The organism is Roseburia sp., assembly GCF_041325975.1.
Classification (GTDB): Bacteria; Bacillota; Clostridia; order Lachnospirales; family Lachnospiraceae; genus Roseburia; species Roseburia rectibacter.
Genome location: NZ_JBGLEJ010000005.1, coordinates 1,624,616 through 1,648,052, shown reverse-complemented (window position 1 = coordinate 1,648,052; position 23,437 = coordinate 1,624,616). Strand labels below are relative to the sequence as shown.

Here is a 23,437-nt window from a genome sequence, read left to right as displayed (position 1 = left end):
TTAAAAGCGAAATCCCTACCCGGATACAGCAAAGCTTGCAACGCAGTGCTATCCTGATGCAAACTCGAAACAGGACTTATACAATAAGTACAAGAGTCAGGGATATAATGCAACAGATGCGAAGAAGCTGGCAAACTATGAGATTGTCCATGGTGAGGAGAGGGCAAAGAACTATGCTGCCAACAATGTAAAGAAGAGCGGTCCTGATTACACAGCGACTTCCCCAAGAGATAATGTCAACACCGACTGGAGAACCCAGGAAAGGCTTAATGCGCAGAAGAAAGCAAGTAATTCCCAATTGATGCCAATGAATTTGCAGTTCTTTGCGGCAAAAGGGGATGAAAGCGGCAGTAAGAGTGGTAGTAATACAGTATATTCTTATGATGGTGTAAAGCAAGTATCAGAATATTTACAGAGTCAGGGTGTTCCAAGAGCATATAGAAAGCAGATATTGGAGTCTTTTGATGTAGAAACAATAAAACTTCAAACTGCTGGAGAAAGTACATATGGTTTAAGATTTTACGGAGGAAATGCAAATGCAGAGGGAAGATATTTATTTGAAACATTTTCACCTTTAACAAATCGACAGAATTTAGCTTTGCCATATGAGTGGAATAGCATGACGGGAATTCAGCAGTTCCAGGTTAGAAACGGAACTACAATGATTACAGGAAAGGCCGATGCTCAGAAGAGTTTTGGTAGTCAATACATTGGTGGTGCGAATCAATGGTATATTAACAATTTGGAGGATTTGATAAAATGTCGTTAGAAGAGAGGTTTAATAAAAAAAATAGCGAATTGCAACAGAAAATAGAGGTGGAAATAGTAAAAGTAAAAGAGGGACAAAGTAAGAGAAATATGGTTCAGTTGCAAACTATATTGATTGAACTTCAAGCTAGTAGTAGACAGAGAAATGTTACTTTGAGCTATCCTCGAATTATAATTGATTCATGGGATTATTCAGACCAGTTAGGTGTGGAGTTGGTGGAGTTGGCAGAATTATATAAAAAAATATAACTGTTATTCTTGTTTATGTCTCCACTTAAGGACACCCACCACCTAAAAAACAAACCACGGTCTTTAAATTAATCGAAAAGGCTTTCATTGAAGGTGATATTATACATGGATTAATTTAGAGACCTCAGAACTGGGAACACAAAAGGGCATCTGAAACAAATGTAACAATTTTGTAACATTTTCCTTAACGCCCCAAAACATCCATGTTACAATGGCACTCACCAGGGGGGATAAGGGGGATGAAAAGTTCTCGTAATACCTAAACAAAAAACAGAATCGAGAATGTTCTATTGGCGACCGCCATGGAACATCTCGATTTTTCTGTTACAGATCTCCCTTGACCGCTTCGATGGCAGCACCGGCTACTACCTCTACGATGCCAGAGGAAGTGTCTCCGGCATCACCAATGAAGAGGGACAGGTCTATCAGTCCTACCGTTACAGTGTCACCGGAGAGATCACTTTCGGTGCTCCGCAGTATGAGAACGAATACACCTACAACGGAGAATCCTACAATCCGAATATCCAGAGCCAGTACCTGAGAGCAAGGTACTACTGCGTGGTAACAGCGACCTTCCTCACCGAAGACAGCTACCTCGGCAACCAGACAGAACCGCTGACGCTCAACAGGTATAATTACTGCGTGAGCAGCTATCTGAATTATACGGATCCCAGCGGAAATGAGGTTGAGGTGCTTGAAAGCCTGAAAGGCTGGATAATTGATCCAGATACACAGGCACAAAAGACCATTGAAAACTATGAAAACCAGCGCCTTAGCATAGAAGATGCCATAGAAAGCGGACTGTTAAACAACAGGGCGGGTCAGATATTCCTGGATTATGGAGATATTGTTATGGGACCGGCGGTGAAGACCCCGGCAGATATCATAGTCATAAGGGAAACGGTAAAGGGAAATTCTGACAGTAAAGAGATGCAGAGGACTGCAACCGCAGGATTTTATGCGGGTTTTGTGGGACAGGGAATTGAATATACCCAGATCATAAGTAATGCGGACTACCAGCTGAGCATGATTATTACATCAGCGAAAGGGGTTAATTCAATTAATAATCCTTTATCATATCTATTGTTTATAAAGGATTTTTCGCTGACTCAGACTATAGATGCAGCAAAAGCAGGCTTACAGGATGCCTGGAATGGGACCTATGATTCAGCGATTGGAAGAAAAATAGGTGCTGGTACATTTAATTATCTGCTAATGACGATAGGCGGGGCCCTGCTGAAAGGGAAGGGGACTGCCTGCGAAGCGGTAGAGACCAGAGTGGTGAAGACTCTGTAGACGATATTGTAAAAGGGGTAGAGAATGGAGATATTCTATTAAGCAATAACATTCAAAAAGGTAATTATGGCGAGATGAAGATGGATGTGTATTTTAAAAGTCAAGGATATGAGAGAATAAGTCTCGATAGAGTGACCGATTTGAATGCTCCAACGCATCAGGGAATTGATGGAGTATATTATAATCTAGACGGTCATCCACCATACATAATTGGAGAGGCAAAGTATGGTAGCTCAAGGTTGGCAATACTGGCTGATGGAACTCCACAGATGAGTGATAAATGGATAATTGATAGATTAGAAAATGCTGTTGGTGAAGGGGTTGCCAATGATATTAAAATGGAAATGATTCTAAATCCAGATAATGTAGGTTCTATATTGGTTCATGTCTCATCAAATGGTGAAATTGATATAACAAAATTAATTGATGGAATCAAACAATAGGAGAATGAAAAATGAGAGATAGAATGAAAGATGAACATTATTTTATCATTTTAAGCCAAAAGGAAAGAAAAAATATAATAATGTTTGAAGATGCCGTAAAAAAAACAACTCTTGAAAAGGGAGAATTAGATAGAGGTACTCGTAATGGATATAGTATTTTAATTAATTCCTATGAAAAAGAAATTAATTTATTATATTCTTTAGGAGAAAATTTGGAAACGATTGAAGAATGTTACAAAAAATTGTTGTTTTATTATAGCAAAATGTGGGACAGAAAATATGGCTATATTGAGTTGGTAAAAGTGCTTTCATTGGGAGTACTGTTCAAAGTTAGTAAGAGTGACATATTTGAATTAGAGCAGAGACTTATATCTGAAAAGTTTGATGACTATTTAGTAAATTTCTTAATTAAAGAAATCGATTCTACTTGGGAGAGAGAAGGAGTTGAGTTTGAATTTAAAGTATACGAATGTTTAAAACAAATTTTGGATAATGATGAAATAATAGCTTGTGAAGCGTTGAAAGAGTATTTACAGGAAAAATGGTACGAAATACATAGGGAATGTGCTTGGTATGATAGTCATAAATCAAGCAAAAATGATTATTATGGGTATTGGAGTTTTGAAGCAGGCGCTATTGCTAAAATACTAAATCTGGATGATAGTAGTTTAAAGGATGTAGCATATTATCCCTATGACTTAGTTCACTATAAAAAATAAAATTTATTATGGTTGTATGGGATACCCTTTGTTTTCATAGCACTTTGTGCTGTGGAGACAATGCGGTTTTCTTTGGTAATTATCAAATTCTTTTCCAGACTGCTGATATCGGTCTGCTTTTTGCGAATATCGTGCCCGAAGTTTGCCTTTTTGTTATCTTACATAGAAAAAGTGCTCGGCTGGTTCAAGAATTGATATTGATAAAAGTGCGGCAGGTGGAAACCGTTATGGATTTGCTCCGGCGACAGGAAACCTGATGTACTGTATGCCGCAGAAAGGGAACAAAAACAGCATTATATATAGGAAATGGAGATGAGGCGCAGGGAATAGCGACAGGGTGTATCCGTACTAATGGAAGCACCTGTGAGGGGACGGGAAGTCCCGAGAAAAAAAGTTTCCGGTCAGAGCACGGAATGGAAATGTTGTAATACAAGAATATAAGTCGTCATTAACTGCGCCATTAACCAATAATCAAGCCAGAGCGTTTCCAGAAATATTTGAAAATGGAGGTGTAGTTGTTGGAAATGGGAAAGGTATATTCACTGGAGGATATCAAATACCAGCAGGTACTGAAGTTAAAATAGTTCGACCTAATTAGGAGGCATTATGTCAGTAGTAGATAATAAAACGGTAGATGGAGTAGCATTAACGGATGATAAGAAAGGTATTATTTTATTAATAACAGACCATTTAGAGTGGAAAGATGAATATCAACATTTGATAATGCTACAAGCAAAAATTAATGCATATATTTCATTTTTAGAGGAAAAACAATATAAAGATATATACCAAGACATGAGTATTATGTATGGAATTATAGAAATACATTTTCTACATTGTTTAACTAAAAATGCGGAAAAGTTTTTGCATTCAGTTAATAATCAATTAAACGAATTGGGTATAAAAATACAATATTCTGTTTCGCAAGGAGAAGATGATGAAGTTAGATAAAGAACAACAAAAGCATTTTGCTGAAGCAATACGTAATGCTTCTAAGAAGAAAGGATTTAAAGTAAAGGGCTGTTCTATATATGTTTTAGAAGGCAATGCCTTTATTCACTGTGATTATTTTGTTGATTCACAAAAAATGTTTTATAGAATATATATTAAAAATTATGAATATGATGACATTTTTTGGAAAGTATTACAAATGCCAAGTAATAGTAAACAAGCTGATTCACTAAGAGCAGTTGGGGCATTTAAAGCTCCGTCAATTTTAATAGAAAAAGGTGAGGTAGAATTAACAGAAAATTATGAGGAACTCGCAGAAAATCTTGTTGAATTAATAATGGAATGTAGCCATGATTTTATGAAAAATTATGATATTGATGGATATGTTATTAATAATGCTGAGGGGATGAATATTGATATTTTAAAATATTTAGCATACATCCACATGAATAGAGTTAATGAGGCACAAGTTATAGCAGAAGAAGCAATAAAGAGTGGTAAGGTTGGGAGTTTCAAGAATGGAGGAAAATCCTTTTTTGAATGGGCTATAATGGCAGAGTGAAATAAGATACATGGGAGAATGGAGAATGCTAAAGACCCTGATGGATTGGTTAGAGATCCAAATACTGGTGAGGTTATTAATTGGACACCAGGAGAATCTAGAAAATGGGTACAGTATGGGATATGGGACACATTCCAGAATCAAAATATTTAGAAATGCGTGAAGCATATATGAATGGGGAATTGACAACAAAAGAATTTGTGGATTGGTATAATTATCCTGCCAACTATAGACCAGAATTGCTAAGTAATAATTGTAGTCATAAGTATGAATAAAGGAGTGATAAAATGTCATTAAAATTATATCAAATAAATACAACTCTAAATCATCCTGATTGTATGGCAGGATTAAAAAAAATGATGGATGATGAAATTTTTTCATTTTTTATATTGGACATAGGAAATGAAGAAAAAATAAAAAGAAGAAGATTGGAGTTTGTTGCGGGCACTGGTTATACACTGGAAAATATTGAGAAAACAGATTATATTTTTTGTCCATCTGCATTGTTGTTTTCTAAGCGATTTGTTGAAAAAATTGGAAATTTATTGAGAGAAGAAATGAAGTTTTTTTCTTGTAGATTAGTTTGTCAAGACGTTAGTTTAGAATGGTATGCCGCTAAAATCATACTAAGTATACCTATAATAGATAAAGAAGCATCAACATATCGTACATTAAGTGATGGTGAGAGAATGTTAAAATTTATAAAGTTTAGAAGAGATATTGAAGAGGAATTTTTTATTGCGAAAGATAAAGAAAGTACTACAGATTTTGTTGTAAGTGAATTGTTTGTAGATATATGCAAGAAAAATGGTTTGTTAATTGATTTTAAAGAAGTATAGGTAAGAAAATAAATTACCAGTTAAAGGGGTAGAATTCTGTAAAGAAATCAATGGATATAAGTTTAGTAGCTAAAATGAAAAAATATGATGAGTTTATTTCTTGTTATAACGAAGGAGATGAGAAAAAATTATATAAAGGAAAATCATTATTATTTTATTCATTATCTAATAATGATGCAGAAAGCCGTTATTTAATAACAGATTTTTTACTTAATAAAGGTGCTGAAACTAATGTGATAAATGAATGTGGCGAAAATTTATTACATATTCTGTTGTCAAGGACAAATCACAATATAAAACAAACTGCAGAGTTGTGCCAAAGATTAATTAAAAATGGAGTAGATATTAATCAATTAGATAAAAAGGATAGATTGCCATTACAATATGTGGTTAATATGAAATATACTGATGAGGAACTCGAGCCATTATATCAAATTTGGTTTTCACAAAATAATGTTTTAGTTAATCACAAGAATGCGTGGGGAAAAACACCATTGGAAATTGCGGAGAAAATGCCTTATAGAGCAAGTTTACTAGAAAGGATGAAAAAGTATGAGTGAATTAGTAACTTTTATTTCTAATGCTGGTGGAAGTATTGTTTCAAAAAATATATTATCCCATAAGGGAAAGTTGAGATGGTGTGTTAGAGAAGAAGCTATAAATGATGTAGATAATGGATGGAGGTTTTTTGCGGATATTGATACAGAAGAATATTTGAGTAAAGCTGATAATATGTGTATATGTGATTTTAATACTGTAGCAAATATAGAACCAGCAATTTTGGCAATATATGATTGCAAAGTTGGAACTGATATAGAATTGATAGAGGAGAATGGAAAGAAAGTTTTTTTAGATAGTAATACGGGAGAAAGAATTAAATCATAGTATTTACTTTTGAATAACTATTAATAAATTCAAAATTATATATATGTCTATTGGAGCGGCTTATGGCAGAAGGATTACAAAGGAAAATTGAATATGCCGATTTAAAATTGATCAGTTCCTTTGCCATGGAAAAAATTCTTGATTTTCAGACATGGGAAATACCGGGGGAACATGCCAGGGGAAGCTTCCGGCTTCTGCTGGCAGAAAATGAGACTGGCATAAACGGGATGAATACACCCATCCAGCTTTGCAGGAAGGAAAATGCTGCTGGAGCATTGTTCAGCGGATATCCGGAAAAAGTGGAAATTAAAGAAGAAAGTGGATACAGGGTTGCAGACATACAGGCAGTATCCGGAACAATCCTGTTAGATCAGAAAAAATGCAACCGGGTGTTCCAGAAAAGAGCACAGACCTATATGGGAATTGCCAATACCGTAACAGCAGACACCGAGCACAGTGCCTGTATACTGCCGGGGAGTGATATGCGGACCGGAGGGACGCTGATACAGTATCAGGAAACGGACTGGAACTTCCTGAAAAGAATGGCATCCCAGCTTGGACTTCCGTTAGTGCCAGACATCAGCTATTATTATCCCCGTTTTTACCTTGGTCTGCCGGAAGGGGAGAAAAAGGAACTGGGGGAAATCCTGTCCTGCGATATGTGCTTCGATGGACGTTATTATGCTGTCAGTGGAAAATGTCTGGTTGATAGGGAGGATTTCATTTGCTATGATGTTGTTACGAGGACAAGTCTGTCTTTAGGTGACAGGGTAACATATGAAGGCAGGGAGCTGCTTGTTTCCCGGAAAAAAACAGAACTGGTAAGAGGGGAGGTCATATTTACATACCGCCTTGCAGGAAGCAACTATACGAGGGTTCCATGGGAGGATAACCCGGACTATACGGGAATGTCATTTGTCGGATCCATTGTCGGAACGCAGGGGGAGCAGGTAGAAGTAGCGTTTGACATTGATAAGGCTGCGGCAGGCGGAAACCGCTACGGATTTGCCCCAGCGACAGGAAACCTGATGTACTGTATGCCGCAGAAGGGAACAAAAACAGCATTATACATAGGAAATGGAGATGAGGCACAGGGAATAGCGACAGGGTGCATCCGTACTAATGGAAGCACCTGTGAGGGGACGGGAAGTCCCGAGAAAAAAAGTTTCCGGTCAGAGCACGGAAAAGGAATGGATCTGTATCCGCAGCGAATGGGATTGGATGGCGGTGAAACGGGAAAGATTACATTTGAGGATGAAACAGGAACCACCATAGAAAGTAATGGCGGACTGGTTCTGATGGCAAAAGAGGGAATCCGGTTTGAGAGTATGACCAGGATTGCCATGCAGGGAATGTCGGACATCATGGCACTGTATTCAGAAGGGGCATCCAGTTTTTGCGTAAATGGCAGTGTGGATATGTTTGGCAGGAGGACAAGTCTGGCGGGAACGGTATATCAGGGGTATGATCCATTTGAGGATGTACCTCAGAAGGGTGAGTTTGACTGGGGAGGATTTGCAAGAAATCTTGTAATGGGTCTTGCGGTAGGAGCCGCCTGCATAGCTTTGGCTGTATTTTTGCCGGGAATAGGAACTGTTGCTGCAGGAGCACTATTCGGTGCAGGAATGGGGGCAATATGTCAAACTGTATATAAGGCAAGCGGAGAGTTGGAAAGCGGAAATGTCAGAAGTGCAGAAGGGGCATTAAGGGATGTTGTAATTTCCGCAGCGGCAGGTGGATTTACTGGAGCCTGCGTAGTTGCTTTTCCAGTAACAGTTTTTTTTAGTGGAGAGATTTATGCAGGGATTAGTCTGACTGGTCGTGTAGCGTGGGCACTTGGAGATGGTTCCATGGCTAATGAGAAAAAGATGGCGTATATTCTTGATATGGAACAAATGGCAGTAGACTTCTCTATAGGAGCGCTTCTCGGAATAATTGTACCAGAGACGGTGGGAAGAAACGTTGCAAGTAATGTGGCAGGGAATCCGCATAAAAATGGTAATTATGGAAGCCCCTATAAAGTTGATAGTCTTTTGGATGGAAGACCTGAATTATCAGGAACTACGAGAGATAAATTACTGACTACGGTGCAAAATTCTGAATTAAGAAAAATAGTTAATGAACTTTATAGACCAGGGGCAACTGTAGGAGATGGAGGGACGGCAGCCATGCTCGTAGAGGAGTTTAACAATGGTTCATCAACACATTTAATAAAAGCAATAGAAAGATTAAAACAGCTAAAAAATTTGGCGAGATCAGGTAAATTAGGACTTAATGATTTAGATGTAGTGGAGGCCTTGATAGATGATTTAGAATATGCCATAAGTTTATTTAATTGATTTGGAGGATATAAATGTGAATAAAAATGTAAAAGAGTTTTTTGAGAAAATGCAAGAATTTTTTCCATCAACGAAGAAGTCATTCCTTGAAAGTGTAGAAGAATATGGAGAAGTATTAGAAACGGTTGTAATAGAAGATATTTTTATGCCCGAGGTCTTAGCGTTATTAGTTAAAAATGAAGATTCTGAATTATTAAGTAATATGTTTAATTATTTTGAAGAAATAATAAATAAGGATGATTCGCATTTGATTAATATTTTTTCTGTTACTGTGTTAGAAATTTTAGGAAATGATAAGGCGATTCTAGAGGTGGCTAAACGATATATGGGGGAAAAAACTGCATTGCTCCAAATGAAAGTTGATAGAGAATTAGGAAGGTTATAGAAAAAACTGGCAAAAGGACGAAAGAGTGGGAAAAAATGAATATGTTGGTTATTCTGACTTTTAAATTATTAGGTTGAACTAGAAGATTAGAACAAGCTACTTTGCAATCTTTGATATATAACCCCAAATGGTAACAACGCATCTACTTATTCCTCATATCATACTCTCAAATTGGGCAGTATAATAGACACAGATGGGTAGGTGTTAGGGTGGATATACAAGGTAGAATACGTGAATTAATGGAAGAGCGCAGTTGGACGGAATACCGCTTAGCTAAAGAAGCGAATTTGTCGCATTCCACAGTGGCAAATATGTTTAACCGGAACAATGCGCCGACTTTTCCAACATTAGAAGCAATATGCAACGCATTTCAAATGACGTTATCTCAATTTTTCTGCGAAGATGGAAATCTAATTGAATTAACAGACGAAGAGAAAGAACTGATTTCAAGATGGAAACAGTTGAGCGCAGAACAGAGGAAAGTGTTATTGGAATTGATGGGTGTAATATAAAGCCTGCACGGTGTGAGTGTTAGGCTTTTTTTGTTGTATCAAAGATTAAAGTGGTGAGGAAATATGTTGAGGATAGGTATTTGTGATGACATAAGAGAAGAGGTTGAAAAACAGGAAAAACAGGTACGGCAAATTACATATCAGATAGGAATCCGGGCAGACATCAGAAAATGTTATTCAGGTATGGATCTTTTGATGGAAATAGAACTGAGCGGACAATTCGATATTATCCTGCTGGATATTGAACTTGGTGGGATGAATGGCATTGAGACGGCACGCCAGATCAGGGAGAGCGATGTAAATTGTAATATTATTTTCATCACGTCCTTTGAACAATACAGTAAGGAAGCAATCAGCGTACACCCCTTTGCATTTGTTGATAAACCCATTACATATGCACAAATGGAAAAGCTTATCAGTGATGTTTACGAAAAATTACAGATTGATGATAAATTTGCCTTTAAATCTAACAAAACATACTATAATATTAGTCTGAATAAAATTATGTATTTTATGAGTGAAAAAAATTACAAGTGTATATTGTATAGATAAAATTTGTACATTTTATGGTAAAATGAATGATGTAGAAATAAATTTGAGGAAGAAGCAGGTGGACTTCTGGAGGATACATCATTCGTTTTGGTTAATCCGAGGTATATAGAAGAGCACCATTACGACAAAGTTGTTCTGCAGAATGGCATATCATTGGAAATCAGCAGGGCAAAGAGGGAGAATACACGTTTGATGTACATGAGGAAACTTGGAAAATAGGGAGAGAGAGAGGAAGGAAAATGACAATCGCATTAATATTGGTAGAAATATTTACAGTGATTATGCAGAGAAATGTATGTGAAAAAGCATTTGACCGAAAACCGGCAGGAACAGCGGTACAGGTCATGGTATGGGCAGCCTTTTATATTATTTCAAATGTGACTACATATTTTTTTGAATTGCCGTCATGGCTAAATATGGTAATTTTTTCAGTGACCTTTTTTGGCGTTTTAACCTGGTTATATGAAGGTTCTATTAGAATCAAACTTGTGCTGGTTCTGTTTTTGTGTCTGATAGGAATGCTGTCAGAGGTGATGGTTTGCTTCATCGGAATTTTGTGCGGCATAGATATTATACATATGATGGGAAATACAGAGGTCGCAATCATGTATACGATTTTATCAAAATTAGTCTGGTTTGTTGAAATCAAGATTGCGCTGCTGTTTTTGAAAAAGAATAAAAATATAGTAATCAGAAATATGGACTGGCTAGAGGTGTTTATTGTGCCGGTGAGCAGTATTTTTATTGTTATGGCGATATTTGTACCATTGACAGATGAGTATGTATGGGCGAAATTGATTGCATCCATATTGATATTGATTGTAAATCTTTTTACATTTTATAATTATAATGAATTACAGGAAAAAGCATTGTATCAGGCGGAAAGGCAGTTCTTGACGCAGCAGGTGGAAAATTATGCGGTTCAGCTTCAGGAAATGAGTAAAACATGGCAGCAGGCACGGGAGTACCGTCATGATATGAAGCAAAGGTATCTTTTGATTGAATCCTATTTAAATCGAAATGAATATGAAAAGATACGGGAACTATATCAGCAAAGTGTAGAGACTTTAACAGAAGAGGATAATCTTTCAAAGACAGGAAATGTAACTTTTGACACAATAGTCAATTACAAGGCGGCAGTTGCGCAGAAGAACCATATAAACGTAAAATTGGATACCATGATTCCGTATGATATGAAATTAGAGGACGTCGATTTATACAGTCTGTTGGGAAATCTGTTTGATAATGCGATTGAAGCAGCTAGTAAAGTAGACATAGAAGAGAGAGAGATAAAACTGCTGGCAAAAATGTCTGGAAATAATTTGTATTTGGAAATGGAGAATCCCTATACTGGCAATCTGAGAAAACAGGGGCGGAATTATCTTACAACAAAAGGGGATAAGAATGAACATGGATTAGGGCTTAGAATTGTAGAAAATATTATCAACCGTCATAGCGGTCAAATGATTATAGATGATAAAGAGAATTATTTTAGAATAAAAGTGCTTCTTTATAATATTGGAAAATAGTATTAGAAATAAGAGCGACTGTCGTAATATGTGTGTTGCGGAACCCAGGTGTTGAAATCAAGCAGATTTTGGCACCTGTTTTTTTGCCTGAAAACAAAAAGTTACAAGTAACAATGAAGTTTTTTACAAAAATAGGGAGAAAAAAAAGAAAGCCATATACTTTGGGATATACGCAGTAACCTACAGAAGAAAAATGGAGGAAAATGCAGCATATCCCAGTAAACATGAGAAGACTGATAAAAAGTACTGCTCAAAAAGCGGTGTATGAGATATGGAAGAAACAAGTAAAAAGGCAAATGCCAAAATGCTTGTTAATTTCATCATACACTGCTTTTTTTGTTTGACATAAGAGTGGCTCGCGAAGCGTGTCACTCGTTGTTTTTCATGAAGTTCATGAAGTGTAATATCCGGGCGCTGCCCTTTTCGATTTTGAAAATTTACAAAATCGGAAAGGAGCAAGTCAAAGATGGCAGAAAGAGAAAAATATTATATCGGATTGAACGGACAAATCTTTGAAGTCAGTAAGGAACTTTACGAGACATATTACAAAGGGCAGCGCAAGGAGAAATACTTTACCCATGATCTGAAGCAGGAACATACAAAGGTGGATAAGGAAACCGGAGAGATGATTGTCATTCCCAGCAGGGAAGATTCTTATGAGCGGCTTCTGGAAGCAGAGAAGCAGTTTGCAGAGGAAACGGAGAAAGTAGAGGATGTGGCAGTTCGGGCGGTCATGCTGGAGTAATTGAACGAAGCCTTACGTACACTTACAGACGAGGAGACAGCTATCATTCATGCCCTGTTCTACCAGGAGATCAGTGAGGTGGAACTGGCGAAAAAATTAGGAATAGACAGAACAACCTTACAGTCATGAAAATATAAGATTTTAGAGAAATTGAGAAAATTATTGTAAACTATTGCCTCTTCATTTATTGGCTAAGTAGATGAAGGGGCAATAATCAGTTATATAATAAATCAGCAGATTCTTGATGGTAATTCAATTATAAAGACAATTACCATGCTGAAAATATAAAGAATATGGCAACTAAAAATGTATGATTGCAGATATATATGCTAAATATTATTATATGTCTTATCTACAAAATAAACCAGGAGGTTTTTGCAATGCTTTTAAAAGAAGAAATCAATAAATATTTGAATTATTGTAAATTTCAAAAGGAACTTGATGATAAGACAATAAAGGCATATAAGGCGGATTTGGAACAGTTTATTATAGTAATAGGAGAAAATAATCCAGATAAAGAAATGCTGAATGCATATCTTGTATACCTTCACCGTATGTATAAGCAAAAAACAGTCAAGAGAAAAATTGCCAGCGTGAAGGCATTGTTTCATTATTTAGAGGAAGAAGAACTGATAGAGATAAATCCATTCCATAAAGTAAAGACAAAGTTTCGGGAGGAAGTGATTTTACCCAAAATTATTCCGAGAGATATTATAGAGCAGTTGCTGAATCATCTTTATAAGGAAAGAAGTATTAAAGAATATTCAGAGTGGCGTAAAAAAATCATTTTAAGAGATATCGCAGTAGTGGAGACGCTTTTTTCTACAGGGCTGCGCATCTCGGAATTGTGCCATTTGCAAAATAAATATGTAGACTTAAAAAACGGTGTGTTATGTATTCAGGGCAAGGGAGGAAAGGAGCGATATCTTCAAATAGGAAATAATGACGTACTGTCTATACTGAATGCCTACAAAAAGTACTTTGAAGATGAGATAAAGAAGCAGGGATATTTTTTTGTCAATCGTTATGGAAATGCGCTGTCTGAGCAATCAGCCAGGAGCATGATACATAAATATGCCGGTGAAATTCAGGCAGATATAAATATTACACCGCATATGTTCCGGCATTCCTTTGCGACCTATCTGATGGAGGAGGACGTGAATATCAGATACATACAAAAAATGCTGGGACATGCTTCGATTACCACAACGCAGATATATACATATGTAACGACTGAGAAGGAAAAAGAGATACTGCAGACAAGACATCCGAGAAATAAGATAAATATAGGAGAAAATTTCGATAATTTGGTATATTAAGATTGCTAAATATTGGGAAAATTTGTATAATTAATATAGTAACGATAATTAGGAATTATCGTTGTCAAAAATTGAAACATTATCTGTATATATGTAAATGGGGTACAATATTAATGAATATTAAAAATATCAATAACATACTAAATCATATAACCAGTGTAAAAAATGGAACTGATGAAAAACGGGGAATTTGTTTTTTGATTGGTGCTGGAGCAGATATTTCTAGCGGTGGGATTTTGTTTCGTGAATTAAAAATACGTTTTTTAAAAGAAAATGGTTGTATAGTTCCGAGTAATGTGTCTGATAAGATATTAGATGAACAATTTGAAAAACAAATAGATAAAATGTCTCAGAATGGTCGGTGTGAAACACTTGATAAAGTTATGAAGAGGTATAAAGCGCCTTCTGAAGGATATTCTTTGCTCGTAATGCTTGCAGAGTTGGGATATATTGATGCAGTAATTACTACGAACTTCGATTATCTTTTAGAACAGACACAGCAGTCTTTAAATTTAAGTCCATTTACTATTTTTACTCCCGGTAGTGCAGTACCTGAAGAATATTACCAGCGATGTAGTAAAACAAGTCCGATATATCTAAAAATGCATGGTGATTTATCAACGAGACTTGTTACTCATTTAACGCAGAACGAAATACAGAATAAACAGTATGGAGAAAAATTTATAAAATTATTTAAACATATTATTCATAATGACAGTCTTATAATTGTTGGTTATGGTGGATATGATAGTTTAATTACAACGATATTTAAAGAAATAAATGATATTAACGAAGTATATTGGTGCAACATATCTGAACCTAATGATGATTCAGATTTAGTAAAGTTATTGGAACAAAAAGATTTGCTTTATTATGTAAACACAACTTTTGACAATTTGTTTCAAGAATTATCAAAGACTCTTTTAAAAGATGCTAAAATGAAAAATACTAGTCCTGTCTTTTTACCAACAGTGGTTGAAACAAAAATCACTAACCAATTGGCAGCATTTAATGAAAAATTTGAATATAGAGATAAATTAACCTATATTATTCACGGCACAGCCGTGAAAGTGGCTGAAAACCACATAGTTTCTATATTTTAACTGAATATTGCTTTTCACCTATCAGATGAATGAAAAAAGAGCATCCATTTGTGGTAAAATTAAGGTGTCGAATCTTAAAAAATAACCCAAAGGAGCCCTTTATGAGTATTGTAAACACCTTAGCCTTAGAAAGCAATAGACAGATAAAAATAAATTTTGATGGAGGAGATCTCTCCTCCGATGCAGGTCTGCTTCTTATCAAAGAATTCATAAGCAAGCTTGGTATTGATAAGCTTTTAGACAAAACTTTCAAGACCAATGATCCTGCATTATTCAGATATCACACGGATCAGAAAAATCTGCTCCAGATGATATATATGATCATTGCCGGTTATTTCGAAGATGATGCTTCCGATGAACTGACCAATGATCCGGTATTCAAGTCTGTACTTGAAAAAGATGCGCTTGCATCACAGCCTACGGTATCGAGATTCTTTAACCGTATGGATGAAGATACCTTAAACCAGTTCCTTGCGATTGCCAGAGTGCTTCGGAAGAAAATTTACAGTATTCAGATGCCATCGGCTGTTATTCTGGATCTGGATTCCACCCTTCTTGATGCATACGGCAGACAGGAAGGCAGAGCCTTTAACTTTCATTATCAAAGCAATGGTTATCATCCGCTTGTCTGTTATGACGGAATGACTGGAGATCTGATAAAAGTACAGCTTCGTGATGGAACACAGTATTCCTGTACAGGAGTGGTTGACTTCCTGCAGCCGATACTGGATGAATACCAGAATGATTATCCTGCAATCCGTATTCTGCTTCGTGGTGATAGTGGTTTTGCGACTCCTGATCTTTATAAGCAGTGCGAAGAAAACGGCACAAGCTATGTGATCCGGCTGAAGGAGAATGGTCTTCTCCGTGAAAAAGCATCCTATTTTGTGGATGAACTTAATGAAATCACCAGAAATAACAAAGTGGATTATGCGGTAGTTTATGGTGAATTCATGTACAAAGCAAAGTCATGGCCTTATGAAAGGCGTGTGGTATGCAAGGTTGAAAAGCCGGAAAACCAGATGGTTTACATGTACACATTTGTTGTCACAAACATGGATTCCGCACCAGAGTATCTTATCAAATTTTACTGCAAGCGAGGTCTGATGGAAAACTTTATCAAAGAAAGCAAATCCGGTTTTGATTTTGCTTCCGTAAGCAGTCATACCAGAATCGTAAATGCAAACAGACTTCAGGTACACGCTCTTGCGTATAACATATTTAATTGGTTTAGACGATTGGCGTTATCAGCAAACATGCGAAAACAACGCATAGATACCGTCCGTTTAAAACTGCTGAAGATTGCTGCAAAAGTAATTCGTTCAGCAAGATATATCACATTCAAGCTGTGTAGCAGCTGCCCTTATAAGAATGAATTCTATGAGACACTTTCAAATATCGGTAAGCTGAATGTACAGCTGGAATAGCAACTATTAACGAACCTTGACAGCTTAATAACCGCTCAGAACTCTGCTACAGGGATTTTATACCCTTTTTGGAGATTGGTTGAGCGATGTTTAGGCTACATGGGTCAATTTGGGGATTCATGGTACAGTTATCAGTTCAGATACTGTTCCGTGAATAATTCAGGATTAATTATTCGAAAAGACATACAAGAAAGTTTAGAAAATTTTTTAGCAACATATGATAATAAATGCATTGCCATAATAGGAAAATATAAATATGGAAAATCGTGTGCCGTTTATACCGCAATGACTGCCATATCAGACATTACTTTCTTCCCTATAATGTATAATGAAAAATATAATATTTTAGAAAATATGGCTCAAGTATTAGGATATGATACAGAAGTTCCGTTTCCAATTATGTATAGCTTTTTAAAATGGTGGAATGAAACTAAAAGACAGCTTGTTTTTATTATAGACGATTATTTTAATGGTAATTCTTTTAATAAGATCTCAACTGATAAAGTTGTAGATTTTTTTAATTTTTTATATATCGTACAAGAATTCAAATATATACAATTTATTATTTGTTTTCAAGATAACATATATAATCAGTTGAAAAAAGAAAATACATTTGCATTATTTGGAAATATTATATCAAAGCAGATAAATATTGGTGAGTTTTCAGAAGATGAGGTTGTAAATCTTTTAATTAAAAATAAGATAACTAATACAAATGAATTAGTTCATCAAGAATTGTTACGTATTCCATATGTTTGGGAAATTATTAACAAAAATCAAATAAATTTGACTCAAAAACCGGATTTTTTTGTACATTATATAGATGCTATTTATGATATTTCAATCAATAAATATAGTTTTACAAAACATGCATTATATACCATGCTAAAAAAATTGGCATATAAACAAATATTTGATGAATCGTTAAATCTTAATACGTCATCACAGGAATACATTTTTTTGCACGAGTGCAATATTATTAATTTAGAGGGAAATTTTATTTATCCGGAATTGGCAATATATTTGTGTAAGGAATATATATTAAATTCTTCCTCGTGGGAACTGAAAATATCGGAAAACATAATACCTGATTTACAAAAAAAATCTGATTTTTCTGAGATGCAGATGAATGTTTATGTTTCTTTTTTGGCTGAAATTAATGACATTGATAAATTTGATTTCCTTTTAAAACAGTTAGATATTCTTATAAAAAATCAGAAACCAACCAACTTTTCAAAAAAATTAGTTATAAAAGTTTTAGAAAAATGCTTGAAATGCCATCAGAAATTATTTGAATGTTATTTGAAAAATATTGATATTAATACATATTCCCTTGAATTACAGTATTATTTATTTAAGGTATTTGCCGAACTTGCCCCACAAAATCTAACAATATGGAATAAGTGTAGTAAAGATTATAAACTGTCTTATGCATCATTTGTACTTTGTAACGATATATTGTTTGATTCAATAAAAGAATATTCAGATCAATTACAGACGAATGTAAGAATATCAGATAGTTTTAAAGATCAAAACGGTCTTATTAAACTATGCCATATATTAACATATTTTGGATGGGATAGTGTAAGCACAAATGAATATATTTATTTAAAACAATATATTATTAATAAAATATTTCCTGTTATACAGACAAATGAATCAGCAGTTAATTATGCGGTCGATATTTTGATAAAGTGTGATTATAATATTTTTTTCAATGCAGGAAGTGATTTTGAAGAACAGTTTACAAGATGTATTAATATGCCAATACAGCACTATATAGAAAAAGTTTTGAGCAAAAAATGTTTAACGGCAAATGAATATTTCGAGATTGTTAAATTAAATACGGATATTAATAATAGCTGGCTTTTTATAATTTCAAATATTATCGTTGTACAATCAATGAAAAATGAACCTGATGAAATGTATAATATGTTCCTCCATTTTTGGGACAAAATTCAATTTGATGTACAGGTACAGCATCTTGATTTTTTCCTCAGCAGTGTTTTTTGGTCACTATATTTAGTTATGCCATGTGATCGTGAAAGATTTATTGCAGTATTTGAAAAAGTAGTAGAAAAATATGAACGTATTTTATTTATGTTCCCTGCAACCGAAAGAAAGTCATCTCTTCTTAAATTTTCTGAAGAATTTGACAAGGTATTCGAAGATGGGTTTAATCCAATAGCATTTTATTTTTATACTGCTCCATATAAAAGTCGATCTTCACATTCAGATTGGAATAATGGAAAAAGTGATTTAAAGATATATTGGGATTTAACACAATGTATGCAAGAACTGGGAAAATATGACGATATGCTTCGAATTGTACATGCATTAGGTCAAATGATAAGTATATATCCAAAAGAAGGATACAGTGCATTAGAAAATTTAGCAAGCTTTGATCAACCCATTATCAAAAAAGGAATTATTCGTATTTTTAAAGAAAATTATTTAAGATATAGTAAGCTAACCAAAAAAGAATTAGAAAAATCTCTATATCGTTTTGATGCAGATGATATAGATGAGATTATTTATAATTCAGATTTTTTACTAGAGAATAGAACTATGGAGCAGCTTCATTGGGGAAGATTGTTCTATAATTTGGAACAAATGGTAAAAATTGACGTTTCTGAGGCATTTTTATCAAATATATTACAGACTCATTCTTGTGTTGCATTTTTACGGAATTTTATAAAAAGCTTTTTCTAAAAGTTAGGGTCTGTCGCATTAGTTGCGACAGACCCTAACTGGTTATTTTTTAAAAACATTATCCATATAAAAATGAAATAGTTCGTTAAACATTGTTAACTCTTCTGTAGATATAAAGACGGAAGGGGACAGCATTAAGCTTGCGTTATGAAAACCTCCAGCTGTTAAAATTAGTCCACATTTTTCACCTTTATAAATATAAGGGTTATTTAAGGCATTTTCTATTAATAAATGAACTTTTTCAGAAGCTGGTTTATGAGTCATTGGGTCGCTAATATCAAGACCAGCAGCATGCCCTAATACTTGCGCACGTGTTATGCAAGGATATTCAGCAGCTAACTGATTTATAATATCAGAAAATATTTGACTACTTTTTTGCATTTTTTTTATTTGTTCAGGATTTTCAATTATATTAAATGTTTCTAAGCCAATAGCTGTACCTAAGGGATGTCCTGCAAAAGTGCAATGTGTAGAGCCTGTTTTCCAAATGTCAGGTGATATGATTTTATCATTTGCCCATACTCCTGACAGTGGCCAAATTCCATTTGAAATCGCTTTTCCAAATACGATAATATCTGGGCATATATCATAATTTTCGAAACTCCACATCTTCCCTGTTCTATAAAATCCCATTTGTACTTCATCTGCTATTGTGACAATATTATGTGCATGTAATATCTCGAAAAGTTGTTTATAATAATCTTGTTTTGGAAATACGTAACCACCTCTTCCAAGAACTGGTTCAAATATAAACGTTGAATAGCGACTCTCTTTTGTATTAGTGTCATATACACCTAAAAATTCACTCTCAAATAAGCGCATAATACGGTTAATACAGTACAAATTGTCTGAAGAACAGTCATGCATATCATATGCACATAAAGAGCAGTTTGGAAAAGGTATTGTATAAGTATCGATAACATTGCCAAATTGGCGGGTATATCGATAACTGGAGCTAATACTTGAAGCTGCCATAGTTCTCCCGTGATAGGCACCTTCGAAACAAATAACACCTTGTTTATGAGTATAATTAAAAGCGAGCTTTAAAGCATCATCTACAGCTTGTGCACCTCCAACTGTAAAATGTACTCTTCCAGTTACTCCATAGTTTGAATACATATAATTACATATTTTTTCAGAAAGTAGAATCCTACTCTCGTTCATAAATTCGGCTGCCAAAGCTGGGATAGTATGTAATTGTTGAGAAATGCAATCATCATACTGAGTGTTTTGATACCCAAAATTTGCAGCACTATTAAACATTTGCATATCAAGATATTTAACATTTTGAGTATCATACAAAAAAGATCCTTTTGCACCTCGAAAAATTTTTTTTGGAAAGTGCTTGCTAGATGTATCACCTTGAGAACAGAATTGTAAATCTTTATCTAAAAGATTCTGCATTTTACACCTCCATAAATATGCATTATTAAAATAGACTTTTATAATGTTTCAATTTTTGACAACGATAATTCCTAATTATCGTTATCATATTAAAATAAAATGAAAATTTTTTCGGCAGCCCCCTTTACCTAGCGGCGAATTAGGTGAAGGGGTTTTCTTTTGTTCAAAATAGTCCCCTTTTACTGCACTTTGACAACTTCATATCTGTGTATCAGGCACACATCCGACCGGCCGGAGAGCCGGATAGCACAAGTCAGGGTACGCCATGCGGATTATTCCAAGCGAGAAATATCTGTGGCTTTACTGCCCGTGGTGGGGCAGGATGCGATGATACCGGTCGGAGATAATGATACTTCCACGCCAGTGGCCCGCATAAGTGACGGGAAAATGCACACCCACGTTTGAGAAAGAATGTGGGCGGTTTTTATGATGCCTGCTTACTGGCAGGATGGCTGATGCACCTTTTTATAAAGCAGTAGAAATCATGGGCTGGATGGAAGCTCATTTTTGTTAGTAAAAAGCCAAACCGATACCTTCCAGCCTATTCCTGTGCTGCTTTATGGCACTAAGAAATTTTAGGAGGCGTAACGATGGCAAAGAGTGCAGAAGAATTATTAATTTATTTATTTGATGAGATTTTACCGAAACATGGAATGAATCTGAGGGTAAAACAGAAAGAACTTTCTCTTGAAATGCTCCGGGCATTGCAGGAAAACAAACTGGCTTTATGTGAGGCGGAAGTGGGGACAGGAAAAACTCACGCATATATCCTTGCACTGACAGTACATAACATTTATTCAGATAAGAAGATTCCGGCAGTCATATCAACATCCACCATAGCCCTGCAGAAAGCATTGACAGAGGAATACATACCGCAGATATCCGGCATCCTTTTAGAGCACCATGTAATTGACAAACCATTATCTTTTGTGGTGCGGAAAGGAAAACGGCATTATGTCTGTGACTCCAGATTGAAGATATATGAGACATCCATAAAAAATTTGCAGAGAGAAGTGGATGCCAATCTGATACTGGAACTGGCAAGGCTTGGGGAGCAGGAATTTGACAGGATTGATTTGGATGATGCCGTGCTGACACCCTATGTAAAAGGCAGAATCAACGTGTTTCACTGCAATAAGTCATGTCCTTATTCGCTTTTATGTAGATTTATGAATTTTAAGAAAATTCGGGATATGGGGCAATGGTGTTTGATGAGTCCCACAAGCTGATAGATGCCGCAAGACAGATGTACAGCACAGTCTGGGACGAGCAGGATGCGGAATTTATCGTGGGTTTGAGTGAAGTGAACAGAAGAACCACAGGCATGGATGAACTTACTGTATTGCGGAGTCAGCTTGCGGAATATAACAGACAGATATTTGACAGACTGGCGGGAGATTTAGCAGGAAACCACACCAGAGAGGGAAGCAGGATTGAAATAGTGATAGGTTCCATGGAAAAAATTTACATAAGGCACATGGCAAAGGCTTTAGAGCAGCTTCCCTTATCCTATCAGGAAAACAGCGGACAAAAAATGCGGATGCAGGGCCTGAAAAAGCGTTGTCAGGAGCTGACGGACAAGCTGACCGTATTTCTAAACAGCGGAAATTCAATCTGCTGGATGGAAAAGAGGGAGAACGGCAGGCTTGCCCTGTGTGCGGTTCTAATGGAACTGGAACAGGTTTTATTCCGTGACATCTGGAGCAGACCGATACCGGTTATTATTACGTCCGGCACAATGTCAGTCCGGGGGGATTTTGGGCACTTTAAGAGAATGACAGGGCTTTCCTTTGCAGCTTTATCAAGAATCATGGAAACCAGCAAGCCCTCACCCTTTGATTTTCAGAGTAACGGTCTGCTCTAGATACCAGAGCGCATGCCGTTTCCGAATATCCGGGATGACAGATACATACAGGCGATCATGGAGGAAATAGTGCAGATAGTGTCTGCCACTCATGGGCATACCCTGATCCTTTTTACATCCTATTGGCTCATGGAGAGGGTGTTTTATGGTCTGAAGGAGCAGCTTTCTGATTATCCGCTGTTTCTCATGGGCAGAGGCAGACTGGATGTAATAAGTAGCTTTAGAAGAAGCGGAAACGGAGTGCTGTTTGCCAGTGACAGTGCCGGAGAGGGAATTGACCTTGCAGGGGATATCCTTTCCAGCCTAATTGTAGTAAAACTGCCGTTTCCCGTGCCGGATCCGGTCATGGAATACCAGAGAAACCAGTATGAGGACTTTGATTTATACCGCAGGGACATCATTATCCCGGAAATGCTGATTAAACTCAGACAGTGGTTCGGGCGTGGCATCCGCAGGGAACAGGACACGGCGGTATTTTCTATCTTAGACAGCAGAGCATCCCTGCGTGGCAGATACCGGGCAGAAATTCTGAATACCCTGCCGACCATGCCGGTCACGGACAGGCTCATGGATGTGGCAGACTTTATTATAAGGAAGAAAACAGACAGTTATTTTATGGATAAAGACCGGGAAGAAGAATGAAAATCATAGGAATCGTAGTGAGTACTGTAACAGGTGCTCTGCTTCTTATGGCTCTAGCAGCCTGTATTGCAGTTGTCAGGGTTGAGGAATGTATGAGAGCGTTGGAAGAAATGAAAGAAATGAAAAGATTATAGAGGAATATCGAACAAGCTGGCTGTCATATAGTGAGATAAGCCAGCTTGCTGCTTCGTG

27 protein-coding genes are annotated in these 23,437 nt (G+C 36.0%); 26 read left to right on the top strand and 1 reads right to left on the bottom strand.

The genetic code is table 11. From position 1 onward, the window contains the following. Positions 1 to 298: 298 nt before the first annotated feature. The 22 genes from ACDD58_RS18710 to ACDD58_RS18605 all read left to right on the top strand — a co-directional run bounded on the left by ACDD58_RS18710 (position 299) and on the right by ACDD58_RS18605 (position 19,335). Positions 299 to 769, top strand: coding sequence for a hypothetical protein (locus tag ACDD58_RS18710; RefSeq protein WP_370778666.1), 471 nt, complete (start codon positions 299 to 301; stop codon positions 767 to 769). Then, on the top strand, positions 760 to 1,017 hold the full coding sequence (locus ACDD58_RS18705) for a hypothetical protein (protein ID WP_118599588.1): 258 nt from the start codon (positions 760 to 762) through the stop codon (positions 1,015 to 1,017). Before ACDD58_RS18710 ends, ACDD58_RS18705 begins: the two co-directional genes overlap by 10 nt. Before the next feature lie 282 nt (positions 1,018 to 1,299). Continuing rightward, positions 1,300 to 2,313, top strand: a complete 1,014-nt coding sequence (locus ACDD58_RS18700) for an RHS repeat domain-containing protein (RefSeq protein WP_370778664.1) — start codon at positions 1,300 to 1,302, stop codon at positions 2,311 to 2,313. A 74-nt stretch (positions 2,314 to 2,387) separates the two neighbouring features. Continuing rightward, a complete protein-coding gene (locus ACDD58_RS18695) occupies positions 2,388 to 2,756 on the top strand; it encodes a hypothetical protein (protein WP_370778663.1) in 369 nt (122 codons plus the stop codon). A gap of 11 nt (positions 2,757 to 2,767) precedes the next feature. Next, positions 2,768 to 3,475, top strand: a complete 708-nt coding sequence (locus ACDD58_RS18690) for a PoNi-like cognate immunity protein (RefSeq protein WP_118093319.1) — start codon at positions 2,768 to 2,770, stop codon at positions 3,473 to 3,475. Between the two features lie 606 nt (positions 3,476 to 4,081). After that, positions 4,082 to 4,426, top strand: a complete 345-nt coding sequence (locus ACDD58_RS18685) for a DUF6572 domain-containing protein (RefSeq protein ID WP_370778662.1) — start codon at positions 4,082 to 4,084, stop codon at positions 4,424 to 4,426. Beyond that, positions 4,413 to 4,988, top strand: a complete 576-nt coding sequence (locus ACDD58_RS18680; protein WP_370778660.1) for a hypothetical protein — start codon at positions 4,413 to 4,415, stop codon at positions 4,986 to 4,988. Before ACDD58_RS18685 ends, ACDD58_RS18680 begins: the two co-directional genes overlap by 14 nt. A 104-nt stretch (positions 4,989 to 5,092) precedes the next feature. Further along, positions 5,093 to 5,263 carry a GH-E family nuclease gene (locus tag ACDD58_RS18675; protein ID WP_370778659.1) on the top strand — a complete coding sequence of 57 codons (171 nt, stop codon included), beginning with the start codon at positions 5,093 to 5,095 and terminating at the stop codon, positions 5,261 to 5,263. 12 nt (positions 5,264 to 5,275) lie between these two features. Further along, positions 5,276 to 5,827, top strand: a complete 552-nt coding sequence (locus ACDD58_RS18670; RefSeq protein WP_370778658.1) for a hypothetical protein — start codon at positions 5,276 to 5,278, stop codon at positions 5,825 to 5,827. A gap of 50 nt (positions 5,828 to 5,877) precedes the next feature. Continuing rightward, positions 5,878 to 6,387, top strand: a complete 510-nt coding sequence (locus tag ACDD58_RS18665; protein WP_006859443.1) for an ankyrin repeat domain-containing protein — start codon at positions 5,878 to 5,880, stop codon at positions 6,385 to 6,387. Beyond that, positions 6,380 to 6,712 carry a DUF2185 domain-containing protein gene (locus tag ACDD58_RS18660; protein WP_006859444.1) on the top strand — a complete coding sequence of 111 codons (333 nt, stop codon included), beginning with the start codon at positions 6,380 to 6,382 and terminating at the stop codon, positions 6,710 to 6,712. The genes ACDD58_RS18665 and ACDD58_RS18660 overlap by 8 nt, the downstream gene beginning before the upstream one ends. Before the next feature lie 62 nt (positions 6,713 to 6,774). After that, entirely contained in the window at positions 6,775 to 9,051 is a 2,277-nt protein-coding gene (locus ACDD58_RS18655) for a hypothetical protein (protein WP_370778657.1), read from the top strand. Positions 9,052 to 9,067: 16 nt separating this feature from the next. Next, on the top strand, positions 9,068 to 9,436 hold the full coding sequence (locus tag ACDD58_RS18650) for a resolvase (protein ID WP_118592110.1): 369 nt from the start codon (positions 9,068 to 9,070) through the stop codon (positions 9,434 to 9,436). A 209-nt stretch (positions 9,437 to 9,645) separates the two neighbouring features. Continuing rightward, entirely contained in the window at positions 9,646 to 9,948 is a 303-nt protein-coding gene (locus ACDD58_RS18645) for a helix-turn-helix transcriptional regulator (protein WP_242655597.1), read from the top strand. Positions 9,949 to 10,011: 63 nt separating this feature from the next. Further along, on the top strand, positions 10,012 to 10,500 hold the full coding sequence (locus tag ACDD58_RS18640) for a LytR/AlgR family response regulator transcription factor (RefSeq protein WP_370778656.1): 489 nt from the start codon (positions 10,012 to 10,014) through the stop codon (positions 10,498 to 10,500). Between the two features lie 239 nt (positions 10,501 to 10,739). Next, positions 10,740 to 12,029 (top strand): GHKL domain-containing protein, encoded by a 1,290-nt coding sequence (locus ACDD58_RS18635; protein WP_370778655.1) that lies wholly within the window; start codon positions 10,740 to 10,742, stop codon positions 12,027 to 12,029. A 466-nt stretch (positions 12,030 to 12,495) separates the two neighbouring features. Next, positions 12,496 to 12,774: a hypothetical protein gene (locus ACDD58_RS18630; protein ID WP_241070739.1), complete on the top strand. Its 279-nt coding sequence runs from the start codon at positions 12,496 to 12,498 to the stop codon at positions 12,772 to 12,774. Then, positions 12,775 to 12,903: a hypothetical protein gene (locus ACDD58_RS18625; RefSeq protein ID WP_370778654.1), complete on the top strand. Its 129-nt coding sequence runs from the start codon at positions 12,775 to 12,777 to the stop codon at positions 12,901 to 12,903. It abuts the gene before it with no gap. Positions 12,904 to 13,154: 251 nt separating this feature from the next. After that, the gene (locus tag ACDD58_RS18620; protein WP_370778653.1) at positions 13,155 to 14,093 is read left to right on the top strand and encodes a tyrosine-type recombinase/integrase; all 939 of its coding nucleotides are present in this window, start codon (positions 13,155 to 13,157) and stop codon (positions 14,091 to 14,093) included. A gap of 113 nt (positions 14,094 to 14,206) precedes the next feature. Next, positions 14,207 to 15,196: an SIR2 family protein gene (locus tag ACDD58_RS18615; RefSeq protein ID WP_370778652.1), complete on the top strand. Its 990-nt coding sequence runs from the start codon at positions 14,207 to 14,209 to the stop codon at positions 15,194 to 15,196. A gap of 101 nt (positions 15,197 to 15,297) precedes the next feature. Continuing rightward, entirely contained in the window at positions 15,298 to 16,623 is a 1,326-nt protein-coding gene (locus tag ACDD58_RS18610) for an IS1380 family transposase (RefSeq protein WP_241070783.1), read from the top strand. 150 nt (positions 16,624 to 16,773) lie between these two features. Then, positions 16,774 to 19,335, top strand: a complete 2,562-nt coding sequence (locus tag ACDD58_RS18605; RefSeq protein ID WP_370778651.1) for a hypothetical protein — start codon at positions 16,774 to 16,776, stop codon at positions 19,333 to 19,335. 42 nt (positions 19,336 to 19,377) lie between these two features. On the opposite strand, the gene ACDD58_RS18600 is transcribed toward ACDD58_RS18605, so the two are convergent. Next, on the bottom strand, positions 19,378 to 20,739 hold the full coding sequence (locus ACDD58_RS18600; protein ID WP_370778650.1) for an aspartate aminotransferase family protein: 1,362 nt from the start codon (positions 20,737 to 20,739) through the stop codon (positions 19,378 to 19,380). Between the two features lie 590 nt (positions 20,740 to 21,329). On the opposite strand from ACDD58_RS18600, the gene ACDD58_RS18595 reads away from it, so the two are divergent. The 4 genes from ACDD58_RS18595 (at position 21,330) to ACDD58_RS18580 (ending at position 23,379) form a co-directional block, all read left to right on the top strand. Continuing rightward, a complete protein-coding gene (locus ACDD58_RS18595) occupies positions 21,330 to 21,968 on the top strand; it encodes a hypothetical protein (protein ID WP_370778649.1) in 639 nt (212 codons plus the stop codon). Continuing rightward, positions 21,941 to 22,603 (top strand): hypothetical protein, encoded by a 663-nt coding sequence (locus ACDD58_RS18590; RefSeq protein ID WP_370778648.1) that lies wholly within the window; start codon positions 21,941 to 21,943, stop codon positions 22,601 to 22,603. Before ACDD58_RS18595 ends, ACDD58_RS18590 begins: the two co-directional genes overlap by 28 nt. Positions 22,604 to 22,672: 69 nt before the next feature. Then, positions 22,673 to 23,245 (top strand): helicase C-terminal domain-containing protein, encoded by a 573-nt coding sequence (locus tag ACDD58_RS18585; protein ID WP_370778647.1) that lies wholly within the window; start codon positions 22,673 to 22,675, stop codon positions 23,243 to 23,245. Beyond that, positions 23,242 to 23,379, top strand: a complete 138-nt coding sequence (locus ACDD58_RS18580; RefSeq protein WP_370778646.1) for a hypothetical protein — start codon at positions 23,242 to 23,244, stop codon at positions 23,377 to 23,379. Before ACDD58_RS18585 ends, ACDD58_RS18580 begins: the two co-directional genes overlap by 4 nt. Positions 23,380 to 23,437: the final 58 nt, after the last annotated feature.